The sequence below is a fragment of the Arthrobacter sp. TE12231 genome, assembly GCF_054062895.1.
This window is the reverse complement of sequence record NZ_JBSSFS010000001.1, coordinates 3198999-3222019: the sequence shown is the minus strand read 5'-3', so window position 1 is coordinate 3222019 and position 23021 is coordinate 3198999. Positions and strand designations below refer to the sequence as shown.

Annotated in this window: 18 protein-coding genes, 1 tRNA gene and 1 pseudogene; 5 read left to right on the top strand and 15 right to left on the bottom strand. The window is 62.5% G+C overall.

Annotated features, from left to right (window positions below; all coding sequences use genetic code 11):
• Positions 1-68: 68 nt before the first annotated feature.
• The 11 genes from ACVWYS_RS14415 to ACVWYS_RS14365 all read right to left on the bottom strand — a co-directional run bounded on the left by ACVWYS_RS14415 (position 69) and on the right by ACVWYS_RS14365 (position 13663).
• A complete protein-coding gene (locus tag ACVWYS_RS14415) occupies positions 69-1391 on the bottom strand; it encodes an ABC transporter substrate-binding protein (RefSeq protein WP_456509958.1) in 1323 nt (440 codons plus the stop codon).
• Positions 1392-1520: 129 nt separating this feature from the next.
• Positions 1521-2543: a LacI family DNA-binding transcriptional regulator gene (locus tag ACVWYS_RS14410; RefSeq protein WP_456509957.1), complete on the bottom strand. Its 1023-nt coding sequence runs from the start codon at positions 2541-2543 to the stop codon at positions 1521-1523.
• 823 nt (positions 2544-3366) lie between these two features.
• The gene (locus ACVWYS_RS14405; protein ID WP_456509956.1) at positions 3367-4506 is read right to left on the bottom strand and encodes a hypothetical protein; all 1140 of its coding nucleotides are present in this window, start codon (positions 4504-4506) and stop codon (positions 3367-3369) included.
• 307 nt (positions 4507-4813) lie between these two features.
• Positions 4814-5335: a hypothetical protein gene (locus tag ACVWYS_RS14400; RefSeq protein ID WP_456509955.1), complete on the bottom strand. Its 522-nt coding sequence runs from the start codon at positions 5333-5335 to the stop codon at positions 4814-4816.
• A gap of 2 nt (positions 5336-5337) precedes the next feature.
• Positions 5338-5907, bottom strand: a complete 570-nt coding sequence (locus ACVWYS_RS14395) for a hypothetical protein (RefSeq protein WP_456509954.1) — start codon at positions 5905-5907, stop codon at positions 5338-5340.
• The gene (locus tag ACVWYS_RS14390; RefSeq protein WP_456509953.1) at positions 5904-6569 is read right to left on the bottom strand and encodes a DUF6308 family protein; all 666 of its coding nucleotides are present in this window, start codon (positions 6567-6569) and stop codon (positions 5904-5906) included. Before ACVWYS_RS14390 ends, ACVWYS_RS14395 begins: the two co-directional genes overlap by 4 nt.
• A 37-nt stretch (positions 6570-6606) precedes the next feature.
• Positions 6607-8286: a YqaJ viral recombinase family protein gene (locus tag ACVWYS_RS14385; RefSeq protein ID WP_456510294.1), complete on the bottom strand. Its 1680-nt coding sequence runs from the start codon at positions 8284-8286 to the stop codon at positions 6607-6609.
• A gap of 319 nt (positions 8287-8605) precedes the next feature.
• A complete protein-coding gene (locus tag ACVWYS_RS14380; RefSeq protein ID WP_456509952.1) occupies positions 8606-10291 on the bottom strand; it encodes an NERD domain-containing protein in 1686 nt (561 codons plus the stop codon).
• The gene (locus ACVWYS_RS14375) at positions 10288-11148 is read right to left on the bottom strand and encodes a hypothetical protein (RefSeq protein WP_456509951.1); all 861 of its coding nucleotides are present in this window, start codon (positions 11146-11148) and stop codon (positions 10288-10290) included. Before ACVWYS_RS14375 ends, ACVWYS_RS14380 begins: the two co-directional genes overlap by 4 nt.
• A gap of 62 nt (positions 11149-11210) precedes the next feature.
• Positions 11211-12704 carry an ADP-ribosylglycohydrolase family protein gene (locus ACVWYS_RS14370; RefSeq protein ID WP_456509950.1) on the bottom strand — a complete coding sequence of 498 codons (1494 nt, stop codon included), beginning with the start codon at positions 12702-12704 and terminating at the stop codon, positions 11211-11213.
• Entirely contained in the window at positions 12701-13663 is a 963-nt protein-coding gene (locus ACVWYS_RS14365) for an ARPP-1 family domain-containing protein (protein WP_456509949.1), read from the bottom strand. The genes ACVWYS_RS14370 and ACVWYS_RS14365 overlap by 4 nt, the downstream gene beginning before the upstream one ends.
• A 94-nt stretch (positions 13664-13757) precedes the next feature.
• On the opposite strand from ACVWYS_RS14365, the gene ACVWYS_RS14360 reads away from it, so the two are divergent.
• Together ACVWYS_RS14360 and ACVWYS_RS14355 are read left to right on the top strand one after the other, a co-directional pair.
• A complete protein-coding gene (locus ACVWYS_RS14360) occupies positions 13758-14453 on the top strand; it encodes an NrtR DNA-binding winged helix domain-containing protein (RefSeq protein WP_456509948.1) in 696 nt (231 codons plus the stop codon).
• A 479-nt stretch (positions 14454-14932) separates the two neighbouring features.
• Positions 14933-15018, top strand: a tRNA-Leu gene (locus ACVWYS_RS14355).
• Positions 15019-15184: 166 nt separating this feature from the next.
• On the opposite strand, the gene ACVWYS_RS14350 is transcribed toward ACVWYS_RS14355, so the two are convergent.
• The 4 genes and pseudogenes from ACVWYS_RS14350 to ACVWYS_RS14335 form a co-directional block, all read right to left on the bottom strand.
• Positions 15185-16315, bottom strand: coding sequence for an IS1249 family transposase (locus tag ACVWYS_RS14350; RefSeq protein ID WP_456510293.1), 1131 nt, complete (start codon positions 16313-16315; stop codon positions 15185-15187).
• A gap of 58 nt (positions 16316-16373) precedes the next feature.
• Positions 16374-16772, bottom strand: a pseudogene (locus ACVWYS_RS14345) (integrase core domain-containing protein); the annotation flags it as partial.
• A gap of 33 nt (positions 16773-16805) precedes the next feature.
• Positions 16806-17228 carry a DDE-type integrase/transposase/recombinase gene (locus tag ACVWYS_RS14340; protein ID WP_456509947.1) on the bottom strand — a complete coding sequence of 141 codons (423 nt, stop codon included), beginning with the start codon at positions 17226-17228 and terminating at the stop codon, positions 16806-16808.
• A 43-nt stretch (positions 17229-17271) separates the two neighbouring features.
• Positions 17272-18882, bottom strand: a complete 1611-nt coding sequence (locus ACVWYS_RS14335) for a restriction endonuclease FokI C-terminal domain-containing protein (protein ID WP_456509946.1) — start codon at positions 18880-18882, stop codon at positions 17272-17274.
• Positions 18883-19305: 423 nt separating this feature from the next.
• Here ACVWYS_RS14335 and ACVWYS_RS14330 point away from each other — a divergent pair, with 423 nt between their 5' ends.
• From ACVWYS_RS14330 to ACVWYS_RS14320, 3 genes are read left to right on the top strand one after another with little or no spacing between them, the layout of a single operon-like run.
• Positions 19306-21186, top strand: coding sequence for a hypothetical protein (locus ACVWYS_RS14330; protein ID WP_456509945.1), 1881 nt, complete (start codon positions 19306-19308; stop codon positions 21184-21186).
• Between the two features lies 1 nt (position 21187).
• Positions 21188-22039 (top strand): hypothetical protein, encoded by an 852-nt coding sequence (locus tag ACVWYS_RS14325; RefSeq protein ID WP_456509944.1) that lies wholly within the window; start codon positions 21188-21190, stop codon positions 22037-22039.
• On the top strand, positions 22036-22914 hold the full coding sequence (locus tag ACVWYS_RS14320; RefSeq protein WP_456509943.1) for a DUF6339 family protein: 879 nt from the start codon (positions 22036-22038) through the stop codon (positions 22912-22914). The genes ACVWYS_RS14325 and ACVWYS_RS14320 overlap by 4 nt, the downstream gene beginning before the upstream one ends.
• Positions 22915-23021: the final 107 nt, after the last annotated feature.

The window sequence follows — 23021 nt, the reverse complement described above, 5'->3', positions numbered from 1 at the left end:
CACTGGGGTTGCAGCTGCCGGGCCGGCCGGGGTGAACCGGCCAGCCCGGCAGGTGCTATGGGGCGGAATTACTTGGCGGAGAGCTCGGTGAGCTTGGCCTGCATGTCGTTCAGGGCCGTGTCCGTGTCCTTCTTGCCGGTGATGGCCGCGTACGCCTCTTCCTGGATGGCTTTGGTGGTGGCGCCGTACTGGACCACCTTGGGGCGGGGCTGGGCGTTGTTCAGCGAGGTCAGCAGGGTGGGGAAGAACGGTCGCTTGGCGACGACGGCGGGGTCCGCGAAGAGGGAGGCGTACACCGGGGCACGGGAGGACAGGGCCAGGCGCTTCTGCGCCTGCTCTTCGCTGGTGAAGAACTTGACGAACTCCAGGGCAGTGGCCTTGTTCTTGGTGAACGGGGAGATGGCCAGGCTGCGGCCGCCGAGGGTGGAGACGCCGGGGCCGTCGGTGCCGGGGATGGAGGCGATGCCGAACTTGCCGGCCACCTTGCTGGAGCCGTCCGTGGCACTCAGGGAGGCGTAGAGGAAGGGCCAGTTGCGCAGGAAGACGAGCTTGCCGTCCTGGAACGCGCGGCGGCCCTGCTCCTCGAGGTACGTGATGGCGTCGGAGGGGAAGAGGCCTTCCTTGAAGCCGTCCACCAGCAGGTTCAGGCCCTTCCGAGCCTCGGGGGTGTTGACGGTGGGCTTGCCGTCGGCGTCCACCACGGTGCCGCCGGCGGAGGCCACGGCCTCGGAGAAGTTGACCGTGAGGGCCTCGTTCTTGTCGAACTGGCCGGCGTAGCAGGACATGCCCGCCGCTTCCGGGAGCGCCAGGATGGCCTTGCAGGCGGTCTTCATTTCGTCCCAGGTCTTGGGCTGGGCGGCGATGCCGGCGGCCTTGAGCAGGTCCGAGCGGAAGTAGAACAGCGCGCCGTCGGTGTAGTACGGGGCGCCGACCAGGGTGTCCCGGTAGGTTGCGGCGTTGACGGTGGCGGGGATCATCTTGTCGGTGGGGATCGCGTCCTGGGGCAGCGGCAGGATCCACTTGTTGGCGGCGAACTCAGAGGTCCAGACGACGTCCAGGTTCAGCACGCTGAAGGTGTCCGACTTGATCTGGGCGTTCTGGATGAGCTGTTGGCGCTGCTGGTCCGCGGAGTCCGGCAGTTCGATGAACGTGACCTTCTGATCCGGGTGGGCGGCGTTCCATTCCTCGATGCTCTTGTTCGCGGCGCCGGAGGCATCGCGGTTGGAGACATAGTTGATGGGGCCCTTGCCCTCGAAGGACGCGGCGGCGGCGTTCGGGGTGCTCTTCGCGTCCGTGGCGGTCCCGCCGCAGCCGGTGAGGGCGACGGCGGCGACGGTCAGGGATGCGGTGGTGGCGAGAATAGTCTGCCAGGTGCGGCGGCGCTGCCTCATGTGTTGCTCCTTGTTTCTAGGGTGTGCGATGGGTTGGTGCGGGTGGTTTGGTGCATGCGGAATCGCGGCGGGTTGCCTGGTGGCACGGGGGAGTGCCGGCTGCCGCCGTGGGTGGTTGGTTTGTTGGGTTTAGCTGGAGGGTTCTGGGGTGCCGGGGGGTGCCGGGTCCGCCGGTGTTGAGCTCGGCGGCGCGGTGGAGCCGCGCTCGATCAGCCGGTGCGGCATGATCTTCGGCCCCAGGTCGCGGGAGCGGAGCAGCTTTTTCACGGCCATCCGTCCCATGTCCTCGAGCGGCTGGGCCATGGTGCTCAGCGGCGGGTTGACGTGCAGGGAGGTCGAGGTGTTGTCGAAGCCGAGGACGGAGACGTCTTCCGGCACCCGGAGGCCGCGCCGCTGCAGTTCATTGACGACGGCGGCACCCATCTCGTCGCTCATCGCGAAGATCGCGGTGAGGCCGGGTTCCTGCTGCAGCAGTTCGTCCGTGCCGGCGGCGCCGCTTTCGTAGAAGAAGCTGCCGGTGGCCGTGATCGGGGTGCAGCCGGCTTCGGTCATGGCGCGGAGGTAGCCGCGTTTCCGGGGCTGGGCGACGTAGATGGACGCCGGATCCCCGGTCAGCAGACCGATGCGCCGGTGGCCGAGCCGCAGCAGGTGACGGGTCGCGTCGTAGGCTGCCTGCTCGTCGTCGATGGCCACACTGGGGGAGCCCGACTTGTCGCTGATGGCGACGGAGATGATGGGGACGTTGGGCCCCAGCAGCTGCCTGGTCTCCGGCGTGATCACCGCGGAGATGAGGATGACGCCGGCGGCCCGGTAGGTGCGCAGCGTCCGCAGGTAGCCGGCGATGTAGGCGGACTTGGCGCCGGTGCGGCCGAGCATCACGGCGTAGCCGCGTTCCTGTGCTTCCTCCTCCACGCCCTGCATCACCTGGGAAGCCAGGGCATCGGAGACCATCGGCGCGAGCAGCCCGATGACGGACGTCTGCCGGGTCTTGAGGCCCCGGGCGAGGTAGTCCGTTTCGTAGCTGAGGCTCTTGACGGCAGTTTCGACACGTTCCCGGGTCTCGTCGGAGTAGCCCACCAGCCCGTTGACAACCCGAGAAACGGTGGCAGGAGAAACGCCGGCGTGCTTGGCGACATCGCGGATGGTGACCACTGTTCCTCCTCCCTGAGGGTGTCTTGTTTTCTGCTGCTCTGATTGCGTAATCGGTTTCGGAAAACGGTTTACGTAAACGGTTTCGTTGCGTGCAGGATCAACAGTAGAGGGTGGGTGTGGGATCGCGTCGCGTTTCGTAAACGGGCGGCCGGAGAAGGGCGGGGGCTAGGAACTATCCAGGACGCTTTCGCATCGTGATTCGGTAGCGGTGGTGCGTTCTGGATATGAGATCTCGGGTATGGATTTGATTGCTCTTTGGCGGCGTTCTGTAATCCCGTGGTGTCGCCGCCAAGGAGCGTGCGCCGCGGCTAGTCCTTGAGTGCTGGCAACCGTCCAAAAGCGTTGCTCGGGACCGACCCGCTACCTTGGGCCGCACGTGACTGCGACAGGTTTGGACGGCCCCGGTAGGACGGCTATTTCTGGCCCAGCTTCATGACCAGCCGGACAGCTTGTGACGGATAAGTGCGGCCCCGTTTTCAACGTCAGCGCTCACCGGACGTTGAAGGCTTGTATCTCTTAAGTACCCCCTGTTGAGGTGGGTGGCTGTCAGTTTACGGTGGCTGTGGGGAGGGGCCGGGTGGTGGCGGTTTTCGGCTGGGCGTGGTGGCCGGGAAAGAGATCGTCACCCCTGGCCTGTCTCCCGGGCAGACCCGATTGAGGGATTTGGTGGCCTAAGGAAAGCGGCGCGCAGCGCCGGCCCTTCCTCGGGCGAGGCACCGGATGACTCACAAGCGCGGAAGCTGTAGCCGACGCTTCCTCAGCAGTTGCGGGGCCGTGCAGGGGAGGCAAGTCTCAGGCGCCGGACAGATGACGCATGACGGCGTCAGACGCGGACGCACCGCTCTTGAAGCTCGGAGATGATTGCTTTCTCGAGCGCGTTGACGGCACCATCCACAGCGGCCACCCGGTTGGCCACGTCGAGGATTTCACTCAGATCCCCTGACTCGGCGTCTAGGCGTCGCCACACCTCGGCGGGGTCGATATCGACGAGGCGAGCGAGCTGCTCATCGACCACCTGATGCTGGTCCCGGACCAGCCTCACCAGGTGACGCATCAACAGGGCCTCTTCGTCGGCGATCTTGCCGTCCGCCATGATGACGAGCCACGCGACCCACAGTGTCAGCTGCGGGTGCTGACTCCGCTCGCACAGATTCTCGGCGAGTTCAATCACCCGCGCCTCACTCCGGAAGACGGCTTGCGCGTGCCGTCCCGCGACCAGCGTCGTGTAGCGGTTCAGCACCACCGCGAGCGGAACGCCGACGAGTGGGATTCCGATCTTGATGACGGTGCGCTGCAGGAGGAACTTTCCGACGAAGGGAAGCCCCTTCGCGGCGGTCAGGACCGCTCCGGAATAGAAGCGCTTGATCACCGGCCGCATGATGGCCGGGACCGCCTTGGCCACGCCCCCACGCACGAGTTCCCCGCTCTTGATCGTGAAGGCCACCCGGATGAGTTTCCACATGTCATCGGGGTCGGACAAGTCGAGCGGGACCCTATAGAGGACCGCGACGTCGTAGGCCAGACGGAGCTGGAGCTGGGTGATGAACGCCACATCAACCATGACGGTCGCGACGGCGGCCGGGACAGTTGCCGGCGAGGAACCACCAAGGGTCCCCAATGTGGAGATGATGGCCGCCGAATAGGCGCCGGCGGAAAGCCCACCTTCGAGCGCGGCGTACCGAGTCGCCATCTTGATCCGCTGATCGACGATGGCGTCTGCGGGTACGCCCTCATACTTCTCCTGGAAGTACTGCCAGGTGACCTTGCCGGTGTAGGAGCTCAGGGCCTGGGCAACGAGCTTGGTGAACCATCCGCCAGACTTGATGTCGTCCGGGCTGAGCCCCTTGATGAAATCCCGCAGCTCGGCTCGCTCATCCTCGACGACCTTCCGGTCGGCATCATTGGCGTCGTCGGTGTTGACAGCGTCGACGGCGTCGACAACGTCAATCGGATCTTGAGGCATGGCAAGTCCTCCCAAAGGGGTTCAGTGTCTAGCTAGCTTCGCGGGTCTCAGAATACGTGAACAGTTATGTGACGCTTGTTGGCGGCGCGCCCGTGACTTTCGGCGTTCTTTGGCGGCATTCTGTGATCGCCAAATGGCTTCGGCCTAGCTCGCTGGAGACGAAAAAGTACGGCTGGGACGGGCTGAAGGCTCGCTGAGCGGGCCCCAGCCGTCGGCGGTCCGGCGTTCGCTTTGGAGCAGCAGTTTCCGGAGTCCCTGTCCTGCGAGCAGACCCGGTTCGATATGTTGGGCCTGCCGGCGTGTCTCGTCAGTCGGCGTCGAGAGTGGCCTGAAGCAGCCGGTCGAAGCTGGCGGTTCCATAGTCGGGTGCGGTGGCAACGACAGTGACCCGAGTTGTTCGGACCTCAGCAGCCAGCCTTTCGCTGCCGACGCGTAGCTCGAGTCCTGCCACTCCGTTTACGGGCAGCGGTACGTGCCGGCCGGAATTGTGCAACCCCCTCAGATCCTTGGCGGACAGACTGACATTCGGGTCACCGGTGAGTTCAATGAGAGCGTCATTGACATCTTCCATGAGCTCATTCACAAACTTCTGGCTGGGCTTGTCCCCGGACACTAGCCACTTGAACACAATTCCTAGCACGCCGAGTGTCAAAATCACGGCACCGAAAGTTCCTAGGCCCAGGAGGATGACGAAAACAACGAGACCGACTAATAGCCGCTTCCGGCTGAACCTCTTCAGAATATGTACTGGTCCAGGGTTGCTCCTGCCGTCCCACTGCTCAGAAGTGAAACTTCTGATGACAAACTTCTCTGATGGGGATTGCGTCACGGTCACTTCCCTTTCAGTTCCAGGAGAGCTTCGGCCAAGATGATAGCCCGTCGCGCTTCGTTGAGGTCATCGCGAAGGCCGAGATCCGCCGAGGCCGCGCTTGCGCCCTGGGGTGTGCCAGCAAGGCCTGCGACAGCTCTGTTGAGATTCTCGCGATCGCGCGACAGCATTCGGGACGAATGGAGTTTGAGCTTGCTCCTGTCAAGATCGAGAAGTGACTTATTGATTTCCTCGAAGCGGCCCTTGACAGCGGCTTGTTGCTCCCCGATGCGTTGCGTGCGGAGCAGAAACATCGATTCCATCCTGAGCGCGACCTCATGGAGCTCGCGCAGCGAATTTTCTTTGTCTGGCGACTTCGTTTCTTTGGCAACCAACTTGCCGAGCCTGGTTCGCCGTTCTTTCCATAGAATGAGGCCGAGCTCATTTTGATTGAACAGCACGCCCACCATTGCAAGCGTTCTGTTCAGTGATGCGTGACGCGCGCGTAGGTTCTTCGAGGCGGCATCCAGCTGCTCGATGAACTGCGCATAGTTGTCCCTGAGCGTCTCGGGCCCCCGTTTGCGGCCGATCACGAGGCGAGATTCCGCTTCCCGTGCATCCAGAGCACGATATCCATGACGCGAATATCAGAAATCGGATCTGAGATTCCTGAGACCCTGCGAATTTCTCGGAGCCGCTGGGGAAGGCCTGCGCCATTGGTTAACGCCGTGTGCCACTTTTTCCACTGGCCCACCGACCCGGTCTCTAGTTCCATCAGCGGACCTACGATCGAATCGTAGATGGGGATGAGCCTGGGACGCTTCCTGGCAATTAACTTGCTCGTGCGAGTCTCGCCCATGCCCCAGCGGCCGGTGTCGCGTCCCCGGAGAACGTGCCATAGCTGAAGCGCAGGGCTGTCTTCGCCGAATAGTTTGTCGAAGTTGTTCGTTTGAATGTCGGCCATGTCGAGGTCGGCCGGAATCTGCGCCAGAAGGTCGGAAATCAGAGCTGCATGAGTCTCCAGAATTCCGAAGGCTGCTTCGCCGGGGACGTCCAATGCAAGAAATGAGACAGCGATGAGGTCGTCGGACGTTACGCAGTCCACGACGTCCGGCGCATCTCCACCGCCGGCCCAGCTGGTGAACAGGCTTCCCGTGTAGGCGGGCAGATCGGCAGTTGTTCGACGGTAGTATGCGCTGAGAAGTTTGGCTGCAGCATCGATATGGTCGTCATCCAGAATGTCCGGAACTGTCATTTTCCCCCCTGTTTGGCCAAGCTTGGCATCACGATTGTCATGCCGTCTGGAATTCTTCAATCAGCCCTGAAATCTCCGGAAGTCTATCCCCAAGAAGACGGAAGGCGACGGACAACTGGTCACGTCCGGTAGCATGCGCGATTTGGGGGAGAGGAGACCCGGCTCTGAATAAGTCATGGACGGTGTCGACATCACCTTGGGTCCAGTCCCGCTTCGCGAGGTGAGGATCTTCAAGTGGACCTTGCGGCTCAAGGACTATGGACGCCAGGGCAATAACGACGGCGCGGCTCGTGGTGCGGAAATGTCGAGCCAGTTCGAAGATCTCCATGTCTTCGTTGTCGCCATACAGATTCAGCAATCTCCCCAACTCCATCGGCGACCAATGGCGATTGTCATCTGAGTCGTTATCTGGGTCGAGGCCTCCGACGATTGTCTCGGGTGGCAACACGACTTCTTGACGCTGGACAGCGACTTTGGGAGGAAGAAGTACGGCAGGTATTGGCATTTCAGAAATGCTTATAGCCTCAGGTGCCGGCGCTGGCGGTGCGGGGTTCGTCGTCTCGAAGTCGAGAGGCAGCGACGGTTCAGGCGTAGGACTCGTATGTGCCTTGCGTTTCTCTGCTGGAGTCGTAGGAGCCGCTGGCAACTGCGGAATGTGGTTCTCGAAAAGCCTGAAGGCTATGCCCAGCTGGTCGCGCTGCATTTTGCGGGCAATGTTCGGGAGGCTGATGCCAGTCGAGTAAAGGTCCTTAAGGGTCCGCTCTTCCCCTGAACTCCAGTAGGCTCCGAACCTCGCGGCCGTGGGATCGACCATCGAACCTTCTGGCTTTAGCCACAGCCGGCTGAGCTCGAAGACGACTGCCCGATGGGTTGTGCCGACGCGCGTCGCGAGCTCTGCAATCGTTGCACCTCCCACGTAGCCAGCCACGAGCTTCCCGCGTTCAGCGTCGTTCCAAGGACGGGTCTCATCGACGTCATTTTCAACTGTCACTGCCGGGGCCGGGGTAGTCGCAGCGGTAGACAGCGAGGCAGGCGCGTGCGGAAGGCCGGGCGAAGCAGTCCCTACTGCTGCCGGCACTGGAGCAACTGGGCCTGCTGCTGGCTGCTGCGCTGGCGTCGCAATCGAAGGACGGGCGGCTGCTCGACGCTCGTCCAGCTCCTGGATGAACGCATCGGCATGTGCGGCAAGGATCAAGATGCGGTAATCATCCCGCTCTATCCAGCGGGCTTCCCTCTGGAGAGTGTCCCTGTTCTCGACGACAAACAGCAAACGCTCCGACTGCGTCACATAGAGCTGCCACTGAAGCTGATCCCTGTACGTGCCCAGCGCCTGGTCCAAAGGCCGGGTGGACGTCTTGATCTCGGCGACGACACCGGCACCGATACCGTCCGGTGTGGCCAGATGACGTGGGTTGTCGCCACGACAAAGCAGGCTGTTGGGCTGGATCCCGTAGTTCCCGGCAACCCAGGCGGCAATGATGGGTTCCCTGTCGATGCCGTGCTGGTAAGCGGGCAGGAACGGACCTTCTTGACCGCTCAACTTTGCTTCCAGGAGGGCAGCTCGTTGCTCGCTGAAGTGACCGTTGAGTTTGACGATCTTTCCGACGTCGGTAGCTGTCACCCCATTCAGCCGAGCCTTTAACCATGCGGCCCGATCTCCAGAGCCTATTGGCGCTCCCGAGGTGTCAGTGAGTAGCTGAGCGTGAAAGCGGCGCACGACTTCAGGCTGCGACTCGGTCGGTGCCTTAGCCTGCCCCAAACCTGTGGTTGGCCGTGGTGGTCGGCCCCGTTCCGGCGGCGATGGCGCCCGGGGCGGGATGGTGTCTGCCGTCGGCTTAAGTGCCCTGTCGCCCGGGCGGTCTTTCGCACTATTTCGACGCGTTACCCATACAACGAAAATACCGATGACTGCAAAGGCACCGAGTATCACATCCGTTTCAAGATTCACTTCGTTCCCTATCCCAGTCGGGGTCCTGTCTCCTGTAGGAAGTCATACTTCGCGGCACTGACAATATTGGCGGAGCCACCCCGTCCCCTCACCGATCGGCCGGAGTTGCAGGCATCCACGTGTCGGCCCGGGCGAGTGCTGCCTTGAGGTCCCGCCCGCCAGCCTCTTCCAACAAAGCAGAATCGCCAACCACCACCAGCAGGCTCCTGGCCCGGGAGAGGCCAACGTACAGTTGCTCCGCTGCGCGGCCGAGGTCCTTGAAGCCGTTGACGCAAAGAACCACCGCGGATCGTTCGAGGCCTTTGAATCCCAGGACGTGGCCGTAAAAGACGTCGTTGTTCGCATGGAAGTCGAGCCAGTACTCGGCAATGGAATCGTTGTCGAAGCGCTCCTGATGCACCGGGTGCCGTGACTTGGTGGTCAGGAGAGCTATCTGGTTGTTGGACCAGCCTTCGTCCATGAGCGCTTCGACACATTCGTCGGCGGTGTCGAGGGCGTCGTCCGTCAGGCATTCGACTCGCCGTACAGGCAGGCCCGTGCCGCCCCGGGGAGTGAAGTGCTCGCCTGCGAAAGACCTAAACGTCTCGGCGATTTTCCTGGTGTTGCGGAGGTTCTCATCGATATGAATCGGCACCAGGTCTGCCGTCGGATGCTTGCCGATGGCGACAGTCCCGCCCCACCTTTGGTAAACGTCCTGCCGGTCGTCCATGAACGCGTAAACCTCACCGGCCTCGGCATCGGTGGTGCAGGCGAGCAGCGATTCCCACCACAGCGGGGCAAAGTCTTGCGCTTCGTCGACGACGACGGCGTCCAGACGCTCGTGCGGTTCCATGCGGCCCGCCAGTTCCATGAGAAGGCGGGGCATTTCCTCCTCGAAATAATCCTGCCCGGAACCGTTGGGGACACCGAGCGCCCGGACGTACTCATGAAATTCGCCCGTAAAAATGGGTTTGGCCTGCCGCCAGCCGGAGACTTGCTGCTGCAAGTACTGGCTCAGCCCTCTGTTGTAGCAGAACAGGCCCACGCGTTTGCCTTCCCTGCACAGCAGCCGGGCCTTTTCCACGGCCAACCAGGTCTTGCCGCTGCCGGCCCCTCCGGTGAACCTGATCCGGGGGACCGACCGGGTTGCCCGCAACAACACTGATTGACGTTCGGTGAGGTGATCCTGCGCGTCCTCGGCTTCCTTATGGTCCTGAGTCCGAGCCTCGTCCTCTCCCAGCTTTCCGCTGAGCACGCGGACGATTCGATCCATGAACGCCGGCACCAAAGGGGTTGAGCCACTGCCTTCCTGTTCTATGGCCGCGCGGACCAGTGCGGCGGGGGAAACGGTGTCTGCCTTGTCCAAGACGAGTGCCCGAGGGCAGCCGGCCATCTCCCAATCTTGCCGGACGTCCGTGTACGGGAAACTGACCATGTAAGCGAAACGGCTGGTCAGTCGACTCCCGAGTCGAGACTCGATCCAGTTCTTGAAGGCGTGTGCGGATCCCTGGGACTGCACCACTGGGCTTTTGAGAGGGCGTTTCTCGGAGCGGTCTGATTGGTACCACTGTCCGTCCGCGACGCCTACCTTGCCGCCTTTGACCTCAATGGCGGCCACACCCACTCCTGGCCACAGGACGAGGATGTCGATCTCGTGTTCCGCGCGCCCGTCTCGAACTTGGACTGAGTGAGCAAGTACGACGTCGTCCGGCAGGCTCTTCTTCAGCGTATCCCAGAGCACCTTCTCCGCCAGCTGGCCGTCACCGAAGTCCGGTTCTTCCGGAATGCATTTCATCGCTGCCCCCTTGCTGCATTTCGAATACGTTCGATGTCATCGGGATACTGGGTCTCCAACATTGCGGACCCGCCGCGCGCTCCCGGGTGCTTGACGAAGCACACAAGCCTCGTGCGCCCGCCGATTTGAAGCTGGAAGACGTTGTGGTTTGCGTCAGGCAGTCCATTGAGACTGTGTTTGCCGAAGTTAGGCTTGCTCCCGAGCGGCTCGGCATAGGCGACGCGAAAAGCGTTGGCTGCCTGACCACCAACGACGACGACCAGTCCGGCCGATGACAATTCGAGGATTCGACCCATATGACTTGTAGAACAGCGCAGCGCTGCTTCAGGAACGCCGTACTCGTTGTTGGATTTGCAGTGGACGACTTCGGTCATCACGGCGGCGTCGTACCAGTCGACGTCTGGACCCAGCAATGACTTCGTCTGTTTCTCGACCCAGCCCCAATACGGCTCCGGAGAACCGTACGCGGGGGAGCCGTCGACGGCCGCGGAATCCACCTTACGATGTCGTCGTCCCACCACCCACCCATGCTCCGAATCGAACCTGTTGACCATGAAGTCAGCGATGTCAGAATCTGCCCAGTCGACAGTGGGGTACTTTTCAGCATATTTTTTCGACGCCCACTTGGCGTTCGGGTTGCCGACGCTAATGGCGGGGTTTGACGAAAGAAAGACTACTCGTGCGGCTTCAAGGTTGCCGGCCCACGCTTCCGGGACTTGAACCGGACCTTTATTGGCGTCTTGGGACCTGACAATCTTGTGGCAGGGGTGCCCGTGGCCCGTTTCCGGATCATTTGCTGCCGATAGTTCATCGCACCGGGCAACGCTCAGGGCGAGCTCTTCAAGGTAAACGGGCACTATCTTCCCCCTGCATTTCCGCGAACCGCTATTTGGACTCCGAGACCCACAATTTGCTCATCTTATGGTGCTGTTTGAGCATTCTTCAGCACCTTTACGAACAATCCGTTCGGATTCGCGCCAGACAGCACCCGACGCACATCGTCCAGCGCCTCCAGCGGCGTAATCCCCGCAACCCGCGCCCCGTACAACGCGGCCACGGTAGGCGTCCGCGACTCCGCCCGGACGCAGTGCAGCAGCACCGTCTTGCCCTCCGCCCGGAAACGTTCAACGGCGGATGCCGCGTCCCGCAGCACAAACGCGGCGTGGGCGTTGTCGTGCTCAACAGGGGAGTCGATGATCCAGAAAGTCGCATGGTCCTCCGGCGCAACGGACGGCACATCAGCAGTTCCCAGCCGGCACAGGGAGACGACGGCGTCGATCCCCAACTCCGCCACGCGCGCGAGGGACCCGACGCCGCCCAGCCACACTCCGTCGTCGTGCGGGTGCTGGACCAGCGCATCGGTGCTGCTCCACATGCTGTAGTCCTGGTGCTCGGCGCGCGGCCAAGACGCGGGCCGGCGGCCCTCACCGCGGCCGAGCTCCATGCCAAGCATCATGAGGTCGCGTGCCCCCAGCCCGGGCCAGCCGTGCAGGCGGCGCCGCCACTCGAAAGGCACGGTCGTGTAGCCGTAAGCGGCGCCCACCAGTCCGCCCGCGATGGCGGCGACGGTGTCCGTGTCCCGGCCGCCGCGGACGGCCTCTTCCAGTGCTGCCCGTAGGTGCGCCGGGCCGGACGCCGACGCGCCCGCTAAGTGGATGGCGCTCCAGGCGCCCTGGAACGCCTCGACCACCCAGCCGTTGCGCGTGAAGTCCCGCGGCCGGGACCGCTCCGCCGTTTCGATCCGTTCCAGCCACAGTGCCGCCCGGTCGGCGGACAGCATCGGCAGGCCGGTCCGGACGTCGAGCCTCCCGGTCAGGACCGCTGCACGGATGGCCACGCACCAGAGGCCGCAGGCTTCCCGCGGGTCCGGGTCGGCGTGCGTCAGCGCGCTGAGCGCCCCAGCGGCAGCCATCAGCTCGGCCGGGTCACGGTCGAGATAGGCCAGGGCCAGCGGTGCCGTGCGCATGAGTGAGCCGTTGCCCGCGCTGCGGCCGGTGCGGGCGTGGAAGTCCGCGGCCGCGGCGCTGAAGTCAGCGGCATGGACTTCGCTCCTGCCGGCAGCGGAAGCGAGCCGTCGGGCGGCCGCGATGACGGAATTGGTCTGGGCGCCCACGTCCTTGGCCTCGGCGGCCCATGCGGTCCAGGCCCGGACAATCATGGTGAGCGCCGCGGAGGAGGAGGACCCCGCGTTGGACGCTGCCTCCAGCACGGCCTGGGCGATCGGGATGGCCATGGACGTGTCGTCGGTCCACTCGGCCGGTGCGAACCCGAAGGGCCCGCCGCCCTTCATGGTGACCTCGGCATCGTCCGGCAGCGGCGTGCCGAATTCGTAGCCGGCTCCGAGGGCATCGCCGGCGGCCAGGGCGACGAGGACGCCGGCCGCGCGGTCATTCTGCAAGGGGGTCAGTTTCATGCCATCTCCATCAGGGGGTGTTGGGTGTTCCAGCCAGTCAGGTGGGCCAGCTGGGGGCGACGCTTGGCGAGCTCGACGGCGATGCCGGCGGCGGAAACGGTTCCGGCGGCGCGGGAGACATTGCGGCTCCGGAGTGAGCCGTGGTTCCGGACTTCGACAGCCGCGGCGCCGTCGTCGAACGTTCCGAAGTCCATCGCTTGGACGTGGGCGGCGAAGTCGCGGGCACGCTGGCCCGGCATGGGGCCGGACGCCAGCGCTTGGGGTGAGAGGAGTTCCAGGTCCAGCAGCGCGGAATCGATCAGCTGGCGGTAGTGGCGGCGGAAGAGGGTGTTGGTGCCGAAGACCTCCAGGAGCAGCGGCTGCTGGCCGAGTCCGATCACGACGCCGCGCTGGCCTTCCAGCGCGGCCGGTGCGTCCGCGGCGTCGAAGCGGTTGTGCACGTCCTCCTTGAACCGGTCCATGTGGTCGAGCAGGGAACTGGTCACCGAGGCGCCGCGGGCGGTGTCGAAGCGGCGGACGCGGTCCCAGATGCGGCCCTGCCGGTTGGTCCCGCGCAGGCTGTTGGGACCACCGTTGGCCAGCTCGGACCGGACGTTCAGCGGGGCGCGCCGTGCCTGCCGGCGGTGGCTGGTTTCTCCGGCTTCCCAGCAGCCGGCTTCGACGCAGAAGGTGTCGATGTCGCGGGTTTCGCCGCGGCCCAGGACGACGTCGCGGGCGCAGGTCCGGTGCTGCTGTCCGCCTTCGAGCAGTTCGCCTTCCAGCAGCAGCGCGGGGTGGGGGCCGTTGTTGGTGACGGTGAGCCGGTCGACCTGGGCGCCGCTGGCGAGTTCGGTCACGGCGACGTCGGCGTGGGTCCCGGTGCTGATGCCGAGGCTGCCCAAGCCGGAGGTCCAGACCGGGAAGATGCCGAGGGGCCCGAGCCTGCTGCCGGCGCCGACGTGGAGCTGTGGAATCTTCATGATGGACCTCCAATTGATTTAATGCATTTCTGCGCTAATTGACTCCAGTATGCATGGCTTGCATCTTTAGCGCAAGACTGCGTTAAATAATCGTGTGAAGGATTCCAAGAACAGTCCCGGTCCGTCCCTGCTCGACTACCCGCGCCCCTCGGTGGCGGTGGATACGGCGGTGCTGACGGTGGCGGACGGCAGCGTGTGCGTGCTGCTGGTGCGGCGCGAAGAGGAGCATCGGCACGGAATGTGGGCGCTGCCTGGCACGTTCCTGCGCGAACGCGAGACCCTCGCGGACGCGGTGCTGCGGTGTCTGGGAGAGAAGGCGGGCATCTCCGGGCGGGTGCCGCGCCAGTTGCAGGTCTTTGACGAGCCCGGGCGCGATGACCGCGGCTGGGTGCTGTCGGTGGCGCACGTGGATGTGGTGCCGCTGAAGGATCTCGAGGAGGCATTGAAGTCCGACGGCGTCCGGCTGGCTTCGGTGACCGGGGAACCGGAGCTGATCGCCGGGCTGCCGTACGGCCACGCGGACATTGTGGCGAAGGCGGTGGAGTGGCTGCGGGCTGCCTACCGTGAGGCACCGGATCCTGGCGAGCTGCTGGATGAGCCGTTCACGCTGCGGGATCTGCGGGAGCTGCACGAGGCGGTGGCCGGCGCGACTCAAATGCGTGACACGTTCCGCCGTTTCATGGAGCCGAAGCTGACGGGAACGGGGCAGATGTCCGACGGGACGCGGGGGAGGCCGTCGCGGTTGTGGGTGCGGGGCACGGCAAACATTTCCGCAAGGACCAAGAGGTAGAACGGAGTTTTTAGCTCATGGCCGCCCAAATGCCCACCGGATGAAAGCAACGGAATTGCTGTGGACGGTTTAACCGCAGGCGCTGGATCAAGGAGAGCTACTGGACGAGCCCTTACCTTGATGGAGACAAATTCCGGCCGTTCATGAAGCCTCAACTGGCAGGGTTGGAGCAGACATCGGACGGGACGCTGGGGAGGGCCTGCGGTTGTGGGATTAGATAGGAGGTATGGGCAGGTTGGTCCTGCCTCGCTGAGGCCCACTCGCGCGGAGCACGCTCAAGGTGCTCGGGGTGCCTGGCGGGTCCAACGTCAGAATATCCAGTTGTCCGAACTAGCCGACACCCTGGCGGAGGCCGTGTCCCAGCGCGGCGGACATTCACCAACACAAGCCCGGCCCCGGTAGCTTCATGCTAAGCTCGTTGACGCTACTTCGGAGAAATTGATACGCCCAGTGGCGAAAAATATCGCGAATTACCACCCGCGCGGGTGGCGGAATGGCAGACGCGCTAGCTTGAGGTGCTAGTCCTCGAAAGGGGGTGGGGGTTCAAGTCCCCCTCCGCGCACCAGTGTGGTGAGACGAGACATCCATCACGGATGTGTCGGGTCATCCGAAACACCCCGGTCTTCGGACCGGGGTGTTTCTTTTTGCCCTGATAGTTCTTTGTCGGGTCCAGGGTGAATTCCGCGAGGATTTCGGGTTATAGGACAAAACGTGTGTAAATGCCGGGCGTGTCAGGTGCGTCCAGCCCAGCCCTTGCGGGCCCAGAGGCCTTCGTCTGCGCTGGCCGCGGTGCCGTATTCCTCGGGTCCGTGTGGTTGCTCGGGTGCTGGCTGTGCCGGCAGGCGTGCGGTTGTGTGGTGCTCTGGCCGGATTAGCCGGGCGGGCTGGACCGGGTTCTCGCTGTGCAGGTAGAGGTACCACTCGATGGCCCGCTTCTGGTGCTCTTCGTTCATCCCGCGGTGGGCCCTGAGCAACAGTCGTAGCTGGGCGTTCGTGCCGCCTTCAATCCGATTGGTCGTGGAGGCGATGCCCAGGCCGGCGAACTCGGTGCGCAGGTAGGTGAACAATGTCCCGGCCTGGCTTAGCCGTTCCAGGAGCCGGTAGGCCTTGCGCAGCCGGTCATGGGTAACCCACCAGGTCTGATTCGCCCGCACCCACGCCGGCGCCAGGGTGTTGTTACTGCGGTAGGTCCGGGCCCGGACCAGCTGGCCGTGGACCCGATGCCAGTCGTTCAGGCCACCAAGCCATGCCGCGGCCTCGGCCGCCGTGGTGATCCGTGTCAGGGCCCGGCCCAGGCGCAGGAGGGCTTTGCCGGCCTCGGTCCGGGGGCGGCCGGTCAGGTAGGTCCGCACGTTGCGTGGGACGTGGACCAGGCAGCGCTGCACGGCGGTATCGGACCAGCAGCCAGATAACGCGGCGGCGATCCCGGATCCGCCGTCGGTGATCACGACCCGCGGTGCGGGGAACCGGTCCAGCAGGGCCGCCCACGCGGCCTTCTTTTCGGTGTCGCACCACTGCCAGCCGATCACGTGGTCTCCGGCGATCGCGATCAGGCAACACCACGAGCCGGCATAGATCCCGTCGACCTGGATCTGATCGTGGACTTCGCCCGTAGCCGGTATCCCGGGGGCGACATTCCAGCACCACGCCGTGCGGCGCCGGAACGACCGGGGCGTGCCGAACGAGACGGTCCCTGCCTGGCTGCCGGTGCCCAGTAGCCAGCCCAGAAACGCCTCAAGCTCCGCCCGACGGCTCACATCAGGGCGTTCACCCGAGCGGCTCGCCCCGCGATCCAGGCACCGGTAGCGCTGCTTGCCCGCAGCCGTTTTACCGTTCCGAACCAGCCCCCGGCCGCAAACCAGACATTCCAGAGATATACAAGCACCCCAGCCACCCTAAGGTCCCAAAGCTTAGCTACCCCTAATTTCGCCCGCCAGCACCGGGAAGCAAGTCCCTCCCATACACACGTTTTGTCCTATAACCCAGGATTTCCGCGGTGGCCGGGTCCATGACGACGGCCTCCCTTTCCTCGGTGAGGACCAGGACGGCGGCGCCGGCGTGGGCCCGGCCGATGCCGAGGTGCCGGAGGTAGCCGGCGAAGCGAAGGCTGACTTTCCCAGTGGTGTCGATGCGGTCGGTGCTGGCACGGAGGTGCGTCCGGTCGGGGCCGGCGCCCGGGACTGCGTTGGGTGTGGCCGCGTAGGCGGCGGCCGGGGTGCGCCGGTTCAGGGCACGGTGCGGGCGTTCGGGGTTGTAGATGTGCCGGAATTTCCGGAGCTGGTCTTTGAGCTCGGCCAGGGTTTGGGCGCGGTTGTCCGTGCAGTCATTTCTTGGGTGTCTGGTGGCACCGTTCTATCTTTCCCTGGGTCTGCGGGGGCTGGGTGAGTCGTTCTGCCGGATGCCGAAAGCTGCAAGGGTGCGTTCGAAGGCGTTCCGGCCGCCCTTTCCGCCGGAGAACCTGCTTGTGTAGACCATTCGGTTGTCTGTCAGCGTTGAGGCCTGGACGCCGTGCGTTTCGATGCTGGCGAGGAATTCCGCCACGACCAGCGGCCCTGTCATACGGGCACGGGCGGTGCAGGACAGCAGGTGAGGGGAGTGGTCATCGAGGAAATTCAGGATCTCGGTGCCCGTGCCGTCAGCCAGCGGCCAGCGCCAGTGGGTGAAGTCCGACTGCCAGGTCTCGTTGGGCTGGGCTGCAGCGAATCGTTGCAGGGAGGACCGGGGCCGCTCCCGGGTGCCCTCGCGAGCCGCCCCGCTTGCCATCCAGGCGGCCACGGACACGAAAGCTACCGGGCTGGGTCAACGTCCAGGCCGGTTCCTACGTTTCTCTGACGGACAAGGCTTCTTCTATGTCGGAGAGCGAAATGGCGCGGCCGATAGAGAATAGGTCGCGCAGCGCGTCGCGGCCGGACTCGTGTTGTGTGTCTTCATACTGCAGTACCAGTTCGATGAACGTGGCTATGTCGATTGCAGAGCCGCCGACACCCGTCTGTTCGATGATGTTGGAGAGACCCCGGTTAATGGTCGGTTTCAGTCCCGCGGCGATGTACATGAAGAACGCCAGGTCGTGCCCATCGTTGCTAAGGTATGCAGGGATATAGGTGTTGGCCATGACCGATTCGGCAGTGTGGCTGATGGAGAAGTCCTTGATCGCCTTGTTGTCGATGATGCCGGAGTACCCGTTTGCCGGATCCTTGACCCAAATGTCCGGCTGACGTCCGTGCTGGCCAATCTGCTCCGCTTCGAAGCCAAAGACCTTGCGGAACACTTCAGCGGTGGCCAGCTCGAAGTCCCGCGCGTCCTCACGACCCTGATGAGCCATCTCGTTGAGCTTAGTCAGGAACGGTCCCAATTCGCCGTTAGGATGCAGTTTCTGAAGGGTCTTCTGGACGAAAGCCTCATCGAAGCCGGTAATGTCTCTAATCTCTCGGACAAGCCCTGCATCGACGCCCGTGATGATCCGAGTTGTAGAAAGCTTCACGAACTGAGCATTGACTTCGGATGCCATTACAGCTTGGAGGGTCACTGTGGCTTCGCGCGTTAGGTTCCGGTTGTCGCGAAAGGTTCCAGGAGCTAGGCCATAGGCCCGCTGGAACTTCGCCTCGTCGGTGTGGTCCCGGAGCAACGGTTTCGACTGGTAATTGTTCACGTACTGTTGTGCCTTCGCCACCTGGCTGGGAATCAGGCTGACAGACGAGGGCCGGAGTTCACGTTGCGTCAGTAATGTGTATTCCAACCAGTTCAGTGCGGTATTGGCCACATCGAGGAGGTGACCAAACCGGTTTCCCGCCCGTGACTGTTCCCAGCTAGTTCCGAACTTTTCGTCAAAGTCGGCTTCCAGAGACGAGTCGCCGTCAGCGCGAAACTTCAGAATTCTGTCAACGACGTCATCGACACACTTCGGGCTATTAGACTCACCGTACGTTATGACAAGCTTGGCGGTCTCTTCTTGGGTCAGGTTCCCACTCAATTGGGGATGCAGGAGTAGCTGCAGGATGAAGACGAATGGGCGCACTTTGAATCGAGGTGCCATTTCTTTGAGGCCCCGGGCGCCGCTGTACTGGTAGCAAGGGAATTGGTTCTTCATGACTTGTTCCGTGAGTACCGGGATCGGGTTGGACCCCTTGGCCAGCGCGTCGCCGGCAAGAGTGGTAAACAGTCTCCTGACCCCGTGCTGGTCCGTGCCGTTAAACACGAGGCCGAGCGTCTTGAGTGCGGCCTGGTGTGTTCGGCCGCCACTTCCAGAGCCGTCCCGCCGTTCTCCCGGACGCTTAAGTCCTTCTAGTTCCAAGGCCTCTTCGAAATTGACTTGAGTCTGTCGTTGGCCTGCCCATTCCCTCCCGAGCGCCAGCTTCACGCTGACCGCCACTAGCAACGGAACCCCCGTGAGTTTGCGGAAGGGCCTCGGGAACATCCAGTAGTTCAACATGCCGGGGGCTACTCCTCGAAGACGAAACGACGTTTGCAACTTAACGAATGCTATATCCTGGCGGCATGCTTACGGGGGAGACGGGAAAACCGTGGACGGTGGACGAGGTCGATGCCACGGTCGCAAAATACTTCGACATGTTTGTCTTGGACCTTCAGGGGCACCTGTATCGCCTTTATGGGTTCGGATCCAAAACGGGAACAGGCCTGTACCGGCTTCAGGGAAACCTGGAGGAGGCATGCAGGCTTGACGCAGTGAGCTTCGAAGCCGTGCCACGTCGCCGGCCGCCGATAACGGTTATGTAAACGTTACTGTTTTGTTGCCCGGGCCACCACGAGTCCGTCGAAGCTCAGTGCGATGACCGCCCGAGCAACGTCTTATGACGTCAACTTGAGCGTTACATGCCAAACAATCAACAATTAAATGGGGATCATGCAAATGACCGAGCTAGGAGCGTCAGAGGCGTACTCGTGGTATTTTCCCACCACGGGCGGTGGGGATGAGGACGGTATCAACGACCCCCTACGAGAAACTTTCGAGGGCCAGCATGAGCACTACATCGCTCGTGAAAGTATCCAAAACTCTCTAGACGCCCGTCTGGATGATTCCACCCCAGTACGCGTTTCATTCGACCTCATGGACGTTGACAAGGCTGACATTCCAAAGCTTGATCAACTTCAAGTGATCATGACGCGAGCCTATGACTACGCCGAAGGCCAAGAGCGCGCCGCTGCGTTCTATGAAACGGCGATTGGTCTTTTGTCGCGGGATACCCTCGCGGTGCTCAAGGTTTCTGACTTCAACACCTCTGGGCTCGACGGTCAGGATGACGACAAACAGGGCGGCTGGTACAGGCTAATCCGGGCCTCCGGTTCAAATTCCATGCATGGGGTCGGCGGCGGTTCGTTCGGTATCGGCAAGGGGGCCCCGTTTGCTGCTTCCCAACTCCGAACCGTCCTGTACGGAACCGTCAACGGTGACGGCGAGTCGGTCTTCCAAGGGAAAGCTCGGCTGTCGAGTTACATAGCCGGAGACCAAGACGTCAAGCGTGGGGTTGGTCAGCTTGGATTCCTGGCCAGCCCGGGGGTCAAGTCCGTCCGCAATCCAGATGCTATTCCCTCACCCTTTAGACGAACCCAACGCGGGACGGACCTGTTTGTCCTCGGGTATCGATCAGCGTCCGACGTTTGGCACCAGGCGCTGCTCAAGTCCGTACTCGCAAATTTCTGGGCTGCGGTGCATTTCGGCGATCTGGTTGTCGACTTCAGGAAGAACGGTCAGGAGATCCTCCAGCTCAATGCCGCCACTTTGGGTGAGATCATTTCATCCTCCCCCGAGTTCGCGGGTGTTCGGCCCTACTTCGATGCGGTCAATGACCGGACCCGCCACTTCAAGGGTGATTTGCCGCTCCTTGGGCAAGTTCATCTGTACGTCAAAACGGGAGCCAATCTTCCTCGAAAAATCCAGATGATGCGCCGGGCGAAGATGACGGTGTTCGAGAAGAACGCATACGCGCTTAGTGAACCTTTTGCTGGGGTTTTCATCTGTGACGACCCTGAGGGCAACCGACTTCTTCGCGGGCTGGAGCCACCCGCGCACGACAAGTGGGACCAGAGTCGAGACAGGGAAAAGGGGGCCAGGATCTTGCGCTACATCACAGACTGGATCAAGCGCGAGCTGAAGACGTTGTCGCCTGTAGCCAATTCCGATCCGGAGGATATACCGGATTTGGCTGGGTATCTCCCAGAGCGGGCGCAGCGCGATGATCAAGTCGGTAGGACTACTTCGTCCGAGCGGACCCAAGAAACGTCGCCTGTTGAGAGCGGGGCCGAATCCGCAAAGGCAGGCGAAGCGGAAGTATCTGGACCGAACAAGCCAACAAGGCGAACCGTTGAGGTCACGAAGCCGAGGCAAAAGGGCGGAGGCAGCGGCGGGCGAGCCGGCGAACCAAAGAACAAGAAGAAGTCAAGCACGCAGCCGCCCAAGGGGGGCGAGGCGAACACGTCTCCGGCACTGGACACATCCAAACTGCTTTTCCGCTCGCGGGAGGTCGTCTCCGGGGGCCGACGTCGATATTCGGCTACTCTCCACCCGGAGACCACGCAGTCCGGGGCGCTCGAGATCGTTGCAATTGGTGAGGTGGTCTCTTCGACTATCCCTGTGGAGTCAGTGCAGATGGAATCGGGTCAGTTGCTGGAAATCGAGGGCTCTCGAATTCTAAATCTGGAATTGGAGCAGGACGTCCCGATGAAGCTTATGATCACCCTGAAATCCACAGGTCGCTACACCCTGGGGGTGGCTTGAGATGAGTGACCTCCGGATCAGCTATCCGTACCCGGTTCTCGGCAATAGCGACGACCTTCAGGGGACATTCGAGCCAACGCTGGAATGCACGCCCGACGATGACCGGTACAAGCTGGACATCGTCATGGGTTTGAACCACTCCACCATCGCTGAACTAATCCTGGACCGCAATGCGACGTATTCTGTGGAAATAGTTTGTCGCAAAACCTTCTACCGACGAACAGTCCTCACGCACGAACCGGGTCTCTCCATCTCCATCCCAGCTGAGGAGCTCAGGGACCTGGTCGAGGTTTCATTTGACGTAGTGGCGCTAAGTGGGGCTACAGACTATCTCCCGGCTGGCACTCATGCAGATCTGGCCGGTGACCCCTTCACGCTTGAGCCGGGTGATGTGATTGCGACGGGCGGAACAGCTTCTTTCGTGGCAGACCCAGCCTTCGACCCAATGCACAATTCGGCCGCATCCTTTGTCAAGATTCACAAGGTCCCGACGCAAGAGGAGGCCATGTCTGTTGATTATGAAGGCGATTTCCTGGTTATCGGTCTATCGTCCAGCGCCTTCGATGATTACATGAAAGCGCGTGAATTCGCCCCCGAAGTAGTCCACGCAGCAGTCGTTTTACCCGTACTCGTAGCAGCGCTCGAACAGATTGACAACGGCGAGACCGACTTCGCCGGGTACGGATGGTTCGACCGTCTGCAGGAGATGCGTTCCACGCGAGGGCTGACCGAGGAGACTCCACTTCGGGCAGCGCAGGACCTCCTAGGAGACCCCGTTGATAGATGCCTGGCGGGATTGGCGGCCAAGCAAAGCGATGCAGAGTTCCACGATCTGATGGGGGAAATCCTGTGACCAGCGACAAGCAGTACGTGTTTACACGGGCCCACACAGAGGAACTTTTGGACCTTGTAAAGCGGGAGCATAAGGTCGAACCATACGTATCGTCGAACTTCGACCTCACTGACGTGTCCAGGCTTGAATCCCCGATTGTGCTCCACGGAGTGCAGCCGCAACTTGACGGGCGCCGGGAAGACGACTTTAGAGATGCTGTCCGGTTGCACCAATATCTTCGTCTCACGAGATTGCAAGCGTCCGACCCGCGGCTGTGGACCTATCTGACACATGTCACCTTTCGTCAATACGTCCAGTCCCGATGGCCATCCGGACTGGCGCAGATTGCCTTTGGCATCACCAGCGAAGAAAGGGCCAAGTTCGCCCGCCAGGTCGAGCGGCGATGGTTTACGGATGGGAGCCCACGTACTCTCGGTCGAAACGCACTATCCCGACTCTGGTGGGCGACGGAGCTTACCGTATCGCCGTGGAACGATCCATCGGGGCGCTTTGAAGGGCTCCGCCGAGATGATCCCTACCACTTCACGAAGCTCATGTTTTCCAACCAGCGGCTACTCCAAGAACTTCTAGACAGAAAGATCGGTTGGTCAAGGGAAGTTCTGATGACCATGTTGCAGGCGCTTGACGACGAAGGCGTTTTCGACAGCAGGGGGAAGAACATCACAAGGACGTTTTTCAAAGAGACGAACTTCATGATGGGATATCGGCGGCTTAGTGCACTGCCCGTCGCAGACGCCGTCGGCGTCTTCCGGGCGCTGGCGGAATCCCTGCAGCCGGAGGACGACATCGATCTGGCGCCACTAGACCAGGATGACGACCTGAGCCTGCTGGCGGACGAGTCGCCCGTCAGTGACATGGATGCTCACGCGACCTAGTGCGGCGTGTTAAAGGGTGCGGTCATTGCGCGTGGGGACTGGTGTTTGTTTCCCGCCACGTGAGTCCCCGCGCGCGATCTCTCTCGTCGTCGTAGGCAGCTGCTAGA

What these genes read in the sequence shown, in the direction of transcription:
- ACVWYS_RS14415 (WP_456509958.1), bottom strand. Translation starts at nt 1,391, where the DNA reads ATGAGGCAGCGCCGCCGCACCTGGCAGACTATTCTCGCCACCACCGCA.
- ACVWYS_RS14405 (WP_456509956.1), bottom strand. Translation starts at nt 4,506, where the DNA reads ATGCCTCAAGATCCGATTGACGTTGTCGACGCCGTCGACGCTGTCAAC.
- ACVWYS_RS14390 (WP_456509953.1), bottom strand. Translation starts at nt 6,569, where the DNA reads ATGACAGTTCCGGACATTCTGGATGACGACCATATCGATGCTGCAGCC.
- ACVWYS_RS14380 (WP_456509952.1), bottom strand. Translation starts at nt 10,291, where the DNA reads ATGAAATGCATTCCGGAAGAACCGGACTTCGGTGACGGCCAGCTGGCG.
- ACVWYS_RS14370 (WP_456509950.1), bottom strand. Translation starts at nt 12,704, where the DNA reads ATGAAACTGACCCCCTTGCAGAATGACCGCGCGGCCGGCGTCCTCGTC.
- ACVWYS_RS14365 (WP_456509949.1), bottom strand. Translation starts at nt 13,663, where the DNA reads ATGAAGATTCCACAGCTCCACGTCGGCGCCGGCAGCAGGCTCGGGCCC.
- ACVWYS_RS14335 (WP_456509946.1), bottom strand. Translation starts at nt 18,882, where the DNA reads ATGTTGAACTACTGGATGTTCCCGAGGCCCTTCCGCAAACTCACGGGG.
- ACVWYS_RS14330 (WP_456509945.1), top strand. Translation starts at nt 19,306, where the DNA reads ATGGGGATCATGCAAATGACCGAGCTAGGAGCGTCAGAGGCGTACTCG.
- ACVWYS_RS14325 (WP_456509944.1), top strand. Translation starts at nt 21,188, where the DNA reads ATGAGTGACCTCCGGATCAGCTATCCGTACCCGGTTCTCGGCAATAGC.